This is a genomic window from Nonomuraea corallina, from assembly GCF_027620315.1.
Classification (GTDB): Bacteria; Actinomycetota; Actinomycetes; order Streptosporangiales; family Streptosporangiaceae; genus Nonomuraea; species Nonomuraea corallina.
This window is the reverse complement of sequence record NZ_JAPNNL010000260.1, coordinates 1-6,826: the sequence shown is the minus strand read 5'-3', so window position 1 is coordinate 6,826 and position 6,826 is coordinate 1. Positions and strand designations below refer to the sequence as shown.

The 6,826-nt window shown below is 71.5% G+C and carries 9 protein-coding genes; 2 read left to right on the top strand and 7 right to left on the bottom strand.

What is annotated here, in order from left to right:
• On the top strand, positions 1–485 hold a 485-nt coding region (locus OUY22_RS34895; protein ID WP_270159582.1), incomplete at its 5' end, for an MFS transporter.
• Here the strand turns inward: OUY22_RS34895 and OUY22_RS34890 are convergent.
• The 7 genes from OUY22_RS34890 to OUY22_RS34860 form a co-directional block, all read right to left on the bottom strand.
• Positions 479–1,222 (bottom strand): maleate cis-trans isomerase family protein, encoded by a 744-nt coding sequence (locus OUY22_RS34890; RefSeq protein ID WP_270159581.1) that lies wholly within the window; start codon positions 1,220–1,222, stop codon positions 479–481. The two genes, OUY22_RS34895 and OUY22_RS34890, sit on opposite strands and share 7 nt — an antisense overlap.
• On the bottom strand, positions 1,219–1,941 hold the full coding sequence (locus OUY22_RS34885; protein WP_270159579.1) for an SDR family oxidoreductase: 723 nt from the start codon (positions 1,939–1,941) through the stop codon (positions 1,219–1,221). Before OUY22_RS34885 ends, OUY22_RS34890 begins: the two co-directional genes overlap by 4 nt.
• Positions 1,926–2,840 carry a hypothetical protein gene (locus tag OUY22_RS34880; RefSeq protein WP_270159578.1) on the bottom strand — a complete coding sequence of 305 codons (915 nt, stop codon included), beginning with the start codon at positions 2,838–2,840 and terminating at the stop codon, positions 1,926–1,928. Before OUY22_RS34880 ends, OUY22_RS34885 begins: the two co-directional genes overlap by 16 nt.
• The gene (locus OUY22_RS34875; RefSeq protein ID WP_270159577.1) at positions 2,837–3,538 is read right to left on the bottom strand and encodes a hypothetical protein; all 702 of its coding nucleotides are present in this window, start codon (positions 3,536–3,538) and stop codon (positions 2,837–2,839) included. The genes OUY22_RS34880 and OUY22_RS34875 overlap by 4 nt, the downstream gene beginning before the upstream one ends.
• Positions 3,513–4,643, bottom strand: coding sequence for an aromatic ring-hydroxylating dioxygenase subunit alpha (locus tag OUY22_RS34870; RefSeq protein WP_270159576.1), 1,131 nt, complete (start codon positions 4,641–4,643; stop codon positions 3,513–3,515). The genes OUY22_RS34875 and OUY22_RS34870 overlap by 26 nt, the downstream gene beginning before the upstream one ends.
• Entirely contained in the window at positions 4,636–5,544 is a 909-nt protein-coding gene (locus OUY22_RS34865; RefSeq protein ID WP_270159575.1) for an alpha/beta hydrolase family protein, read from the bottom strand. Before OUY22_RS34865 ends, OUY22_RS34870 begins: the two co-directional genes overlap by 8 nt.
• Positions 5,545–5,696: 152 nt before the next feature.
• Positions 5,697–5,978: a Dabb family protein gene (locus tag OUY22_RS34860; RefSeq protein WP_270159574.1), complete on the bottom strand. Its 282-nt coding sequence runs from the start codon at positions 5,976–5,978 to the stop codon at positions 5,697–5,699.
• Between the two features lie 86 nt (positions 5,979–6,064).
• Here OUY22_RS34860 and OUY22_RS34855 point away from each other — a divergent pair.
• Positions 6,065–6,826 (top strand): carbon-nitrogen hydrolase family protein (locus OUY22_RS34855; protein WP_270159573.1); only part of this gene is annotated, 762 nt, incomplete at its 3' end.

The window sequence follows — 6,826 nt, the reverse complement described above, 5'->3', positions numbered from 1 at the left end:
CCGGCCGGGCGGGTGGCGCGGGACTGCTCGGCATCATGGCGGGCAGCATCATCGGGGCCCGGCTGGGCGACAAGGGACACCTGGTCAGGCCCGGCTGGCGGGTCACGCTCGGCGCGTGGGGCCTGCTCGTCGGCGCGGTCAGCCTGACCGGCGCGGCCGTGCTGCTGGTGCTGCCCGCCCAGTTGATCTGCCTGGCGCTGTCCACGGCGGGATTCCTGGTGGCCATCCCCAGCCTCACCGCCGCCACCGCCGACGTGGTGCCCGCCGCCCGCCGCGGCCTCGGGTTCGCTCTGCTGCAGTTCCTCATCTCCCTCGCCGGGTCGGCGGGGCCGCTGATGGTCGGCGCGTTCTCCGACGCCACCGGCTCGCTGCGCTGGGCCTACGCCATCCTGTCGATCCCGCTGCTGGCGGGCGCGCTGCTGGCCTTCCGGGGCAGGTCCACCCTGGAGGGCGACCGGAAGGCCGCCCTCCAGACCCTTCAGTGATCACGCAGGAGCGAGCCCGCGCCGTACACCTTGTCCTGGATGCCGTTGTCGCGCAGCGCCATCCACCAGGTGGCGGCGTTGATCGCGATGACCGGCTTGCCGAGCCAGCGCTCGGCCTCGTCGGCCAGCCGCACCATCGACAGGTTCGTCCCGCACTGCACCAGCACGTCCACGTCGGCCGAGTTCACCTCGATCAGCGCGTCGCGCAGCTCGGCCTCGCTCACGTGCGCGATCGACACGGCCGTGGGGCACTTCAGGCCCTTGATCGCGGTGACCTCGAAGCCGATCTCGGAGAAGAAGCGGACCACGTTCTCGTCGCCCACCGGCTGGTACGGGGTGACGACGCCGATCCGCCGGGCGCCGTAGAGCTTCAGCGCCCGCTCGCAGGCCTCCGCGCCGGTGGCCACCCGCAGGCCGGTGAGGCCGTGGATCTGCTCGACGAACTGCCGGTTGCCCTCGACGCCGCCCCAGAAGGTCTCGGCGGACATGCCCATGACCATGTAGTCGGGCTCGCAGGTCATCACCCGCTCGCAGGCCGCGCCGATCTCGTCGCGGATCTGGTCGAGCAGCCGCTCCATGCCCTCGTCGCCGGCCATGTTCTGATCCCTGATGTGGATCCGGCTGAAGTGCGCGGTCACCCCGGGCACGGTCATCGCGTAGAACTCCGGCTCCACGATGGTGTTCGTCGAGGGGGCGATCACGCCGAACTTGCGTCGCCAGCCGAGTGCGTCGGTCACGGCAGGACCTTTCTCTTGGTGAAGGGGGCGCCTGCGAACCGGGCCATGATCTTGGGCCCCGTCAGCCAGCGGACGTGCGCGCCGTTCCGGGTCCGGGCGAGCGCCTGCTCGGCCAGCCACGGGGTCACGGTCTCGACCCGGTCGGCCAGGATGTCGAAGACCTTGCGCGACTTCGGGTTCAGGTCGCGGACCAGCAGGTCGGTGACGACCATGCCGGGGCTGAGCAGCCCGACCGACACTCCGGCGGGCACCTCCTTGGCCAGGGCCTTGGTGAGGTAGGTCAGCGCCCGCTTGGTGGCCCCGTACACCGACATTCCCGGCACGGTGCGGCCGTCGCTGCCCAGTCCCTCCATGTTCCAGACATGGCCGTGGCCCTGGGCGGCCATGCCCGCCAGCGCGACCGCGCAGCCGTTGACCACGCCGGTGAGGTTGACGCCGACGACCGCGCGGGCCTCCTCCTCGGGCAGCTCCCACAGCGGCGCCCGGCCGTGTGTGATGCCGGCGTTGTTGATCCAGATGTCCACCCGGCCGTACTCGGCGACGGCCCTGTCCCACAGCTCGCGCACCTGGGCCCGGTCGGTGACGTCGGCGACGACGCCCAGGCCGTCCTCGGGCGCCTTGGTGCTGCCGCAGCTCACCACCTGATGGCCCCGCGCCAGGAACTCCCTGACCAGGCCCTGCCCGATGCCTCGGCTGCCGCCGGTCACGACGATGACCACGTCAGCACCCCGTGCATCACCGCGGCGAGCACGCCGCCCTCGAACAGCTCGTAGACCACCGCCAGCTCGGTCCCCGAGCCCATGCCGGGCGAGGCGTCGAGCATGAACTCCCGGCCCTTGAGCTTCCACACGTCGGTGAAGTGGACGCCGGGGTAGTTGGCCCGGCCGAACGCCTGGGCGTTGCCCCACGCGTCCGGCCCCTCGTAGAAGGAGCGGGTCCCGTCGCGCCGCACGTCCACCGTGTACGCGCGCTCCAGCGCGCCGGACCAGGTGACGCGCTGCCGGGTTCGCAGCAGGTCGAGCGGCTCCAGCTCGATCCGCAGGTCGACCGTGCCGATGGGCTTCTGGTCGGCGCCGAACAGCTCGCACGGGCCGGCGAACGCGCCGCCGGTCTTGGTCGGCAGGATGTACGGGACCGGCCCGTTCCGCGTCTCGGCGGCGAGCCAGTCGGCGGCCTTGGCCGGGTCGCGGGTGTAGAGGCCGTTGAAGCAGCCGACGACCGCGGGCCCCTGGTAGAGCATCGACGAGTAGACCTGCGTGTCACCGATGACCTGGTTGTAGGTGTTGAGGTCCACCTGCCAGCCCGGCCCGTAGTAGTGCGCGTCGACGAAGGACCCGTACGGCTGGCCGGTGCCGTAGAAGTCGGGGCCGGTGTAGATCCGGCTGGCGTCGGAGTCGACCACCCCGAACGCGAACGGGGCGCCCAGCCGGAACCGGCCCGCCAGCGGGCCGCCGCCCTCCAGGCCGCCGTCCATGTAGTACGTGGTCACGCCGCCCTCGCTGACCGAGGAGCGGCGGATGTCCTCGAAGCCCAGCCACGTCCCGGTGTGGTCGAACAGGGACGGCCGCCCGACCCATTCGCCCTCGATGCGCCGCTGCCACTCGCTGGACCCGGTCACTTCAGCAGTTCCTTCCGTACGGTCTCCGACTGGTCCGCGCCGATCAGCCTGGTCACTTGGTGCCAGACGGGGTCCACGTCGGGGGAGAAGAGGTTGGCCCGGCAGACGCGGTCGCGTCCCGCCAGGTCGCCGGCGGGTTCGGGGACGCCGCCGGCCACCAGCGTCAGCCAGTGGTCGAGGTAGGCGTCCACGGTCGGCCCCAGCGCGGCGAAGGCGTCGTCGGTGGCGCGGCACACCAGCATCCAGGGCGACATCATGGCCCGCTGCCGGGGCCCGATGGCGGCGGGGGAGAGCCCGTCGAGCTGCCAGGCCCGCTCCAGCAGGTCGGTGAGCGGCACGAAGCAGGCGTCCAGGTACTCCAGGTTGACGGCCAGTTCGGCGCGGGGGATGAGGTCCAGGTGCATGGCGTGGAACTCGGCGGCGGCCACCGCGTCCAGCGTGAAGTGCGGCACCGCCGAGCCGGGCCGGGTGAACACGAAGATCATGTGGCTGTCGAGCCCGATCTGCGGCACCACGAGACTGACGGAGACGGCCTTGTCGACCGGCCCGTCGGCGCCCGCCGGGCGCAGCACCCGCAACCGGCCGACCGGATCGGGGGACATCGGCGAGGTCAGCGGCACGTCGTCGGCCGGCCTCAGGTCCAGGGCGGCGCTCAGCCGCTCCAGGACGCGCTCACTCAGCGCTTCGGGCAGGCTCATGGTCGTCTCCTCGGGTCTTGTGCACCCACGCGCGGGCGAGTTCGGGATTGTCACGGCGGGCCGGCGACGGGATGACGGTGGCCTCGCGGCGCGGCACGTCGCCCACCACGACGTCGCCGTCGTCCAGGAACCAGCCCTGCTCGGCGAGCTCCTGGCGGCGCCGCCGGTAGGCGATCTGCAGCGCGTCGCTGCGCAGGTGCAGCTCGGCGGCGAGGTCGTAGGGCAGCAGTTCGGGCCGCTGCGCCTCCACCACCTTCCGGTCCTGCTCGAAGATCCGCCTGATCCGCTTCAGCGCGTTGCCGTCGGCCCACCTGCCGGGGAAGAAGTTGCGGTAGCCGACGAGCTTGACCAGGGTGCGGTTCTGCGACAGCGGGATGTTGTGGTCGTACAGGATGAGGTCGCCGAACGGGAGCCTGACGTGCAGTTTGACCACGTTCGGCAGGTACCAGCCGTTGGTGACCACGACGTGGTCGAGGCGCTTGGGGGCCAGCATGCCCCACAGGCCCTTCGACACCGGCGGGTGGAGCCGGATGTCGGCCTCCGCGTGCCACTCGTCCTGCGTCACCTCGTAGTCGGGGATCTCCGGCTTGTCGGGGTCGCCCAGGAAGGAGCCGTGCACGAACGGCGTGTGCGCCGCGTCGACGACGTTCTCCATCGCCCGCTCGTAGTTGGCCTCCAGGACGGTCTGCCAGTAGACCGGCCGGAAGGAGGGGTCGCCGTGCTCGGCGACGTGCGGGATCGGCGGCCGCCGCTCCTCGGGCAGGTCGCCGAGGAAGGCCCAGACCATGCCGTACTTCTCGACGACCGGGTAGGAGTCGACGCGGGCCTTCTTGGGGATGCCCCGGCCGGGAGGGTTGGCCGGGATCCGCACGCACGAGCCGTCGGCCTCGTACTCCCAGCCGTGGTACGGGCAGGTGACGCGGTCCTCGACCAGGGTGCCCATGGACAGGGCGCCGCCCCGGTGCACGCACAGGTCGGACAGGCAGGCCACCGTGCCGTTGCGCCGCCGCCAGATCACGAAGTCCTGCCCGAGGCAGGTGACCTTGCTGGGCCGGTGCTCCACCTCGTGGGCGAACGCGATCGCGTACCAGAAGTTCTTAAGCATGTTTCCTCCTTGCGGGCAGGTCGGCCAGCGCGGTGCGCGCCTCCGGGTCGTCGCACAGATGAGTACGGAGGAACGCGGTGATCATCCCGGCCAGCTCGGGACGGGGCTCGGCGGTGGCGGGCAGGTCCAGGAAGGCGCGTGCGGCCGTCGGGTCCACCGGGTCGGCGATCAGGAAGTGGTTGGCGCCCTCGAAGACGGCCAGGAGGTGCTCGCCGTCGCCGAGGGCCTCCTCGAAGGTCCGGGTGACCGGGTCGGGGGCCCGCCCGTCCTGGCCGTAGCGGTCGGCGCTGCCCTGGATGACGCCGTCGCGGGTGCCGACGGACAGCAGCACCGGGCAGTCGGCCTGGGCGGGCAGCACGGTGCCGGCGGGCCAGCCCAGCATGGTGGCGACCATCGTGTGGGCGCCGTAGGAGAAGACGGCCTTGACGCCGGGGAAGAACCTGGCCGACTGCATCGCCACGGTGCCGCCTGCGGAGTGTCCGCCGATGGCCACCCGGTCGAGGTCGAGCACGCCCTTGAGCAGGTCGATGCGGGCCAGCGAGGCCAGGACGTCGCCGATGGCCGGGCAGGTCGGGCGGGTGCCGTAGTGCGCGGGGGAGGCGGCCTCCAGGTCGACGCCGGGGGTGAGGCCGTACTGGCCGCCGAACAGCTCGCCCACCCGGTCGAACGTCACGCACACGAATCCGGCGCGGGCGATCTCGATCGCCAGCCAGCGGTAGGCGTCCTGCCCGACGTTGATCCCGGACAGGAACAGCACGACCGGGTACGGCCCGCCCTCGGGCGGGAACGTCCCGGTCAGCCGGTCGCCCTGCGCGGCCGCCGGGTAGTGGACCTTGAGATGCGCGGTGCCGAACGGGGGGTCGCCGCCCGTCTCCGCGGCCCACCACAGGGACCGGATCATGACGCCTCCGGCCGGGCTCGGTCGTCGGCGGCGGGCGCGCGGACGAGCCGAAGCGGTTCCTTCACGACTTCTTCCTCAGTCTGTCACCAGTAAAGAAACAGTGTTTCCATGCAGGATCTCCCGAAACCGCGCCCCGTGTCCAGGAGGTCACGTCATCCCTCGTGGTCGACCACCGCCCGAGCCTCCAGCCGGGGGCGCAGCCAGCCGGCCACGTCCAGGTGCTCAGGGTGTTCCTGGTAGCCGCGCAGCTCCTCGGCGGACTCGTGCCGGGTGATCAGGCACAGGTCGTAGGAGACGGGCGAACGCACCACGTCCAGGTGCACGGAGAGCTCCCTGATCTGCGGCACCCGGCCGGCCAGCCCCTCGAGCAGCTTCTTGGCCTCCGGCGCGTCAGCCGGATCGGTGAACTTCATCAGCACGACATGGGTCAGCACGGGCGGCTCCTCTGGACATCGGGCTCTGTTGTGCGAGATTGTAGGTGTTGGAAACGCTGTTTCTCTAGATGTAACAGGGAGGCACTGTGGTGCGGGTCGCCGCAGTTCAGTTCGAGACCGGCCAGGACATCGCCGCGAACCTCGCCACCAGCCTGCGCATGATCGACGCAGCCGCCGACCGGGACGCCGAACTGATCGTGTTACCCGAGTTCTGCAACCACCTGTCCTGGTACGAGAGCCGCGAGCACGCCCGCACGATGGCCTGCCGGCACGGCGACCCCTTCCTCACCGCGATCGCCGGCCGCGCCCGCGCCCACCGCGCGCACATCAAGATCGGCGTCACGCTCGCCCGCGACGACGGCCGCACCACGGGCGCCTCCCTGCTGTACGGCCCGGACGGCGAGCTGCTGGGCGAGGCGGACAAGCAGATCCTCATGGGCTCCGAGAACGACCACCTCGACCCCGCGACCACGGCCGGGCCCGTGATCGACACCGCCGTCGGCCGCGTCGGCCTGTACGCCTGCATGGAAGGCGTGATCAACGAGGTCACCCGGGGACTGGCCCTGCGCGGCGCGCAACTGCTGCTCAACAGCCTGAACTCGTTCGCCACCGACGAAGCGTCGCTGCACATCCCGGTCCGCGCCGCCGAGAACAAGGTCTGGGTCATCGCCGCCAACAAGGTCGGCCCGCTCATCCCCGCCGACCGGCTGGCCCAGGTCAGCGCCGGGCTGAAGGTGCCGGCCGAGTGGCTGCACGGCGCCGGCGAGAGCCAGATCGTCGCCCCGGACGGGACCGTCGTGGCGCGGGCCCCCCGCACCGGCGAGGCGGTCGTGGTGGCCGAGATCGAT

What these genes read in the sequence shown, in the direction of transcription:
- OUY22_RS34875 (WP_270159577.1), bottom strand. Translation starts at nt 3,538, where the DNA reads ATGAGCCTGCCCGAAGCGCTGAGTGAGCGCGTCCTGGAGCGGCTGAGC.
- OUY22_RS34870 (WP_270159576.1), bottom strand. Translation starts at nt 4,643, where the DNA reads ATGCTTAAGAACTTCTGGTACGCGATCGCGTTCGCCCACGAGGTGGAG.
- OUY22_RS34865 (WP_270159575.1), bottom strand. Translation starts at nt 5,544, where the DNA reads ATGATCCGGTCCCTGTGGTGGGCCGCGGAGACGGGCGGCGACCCCCCG.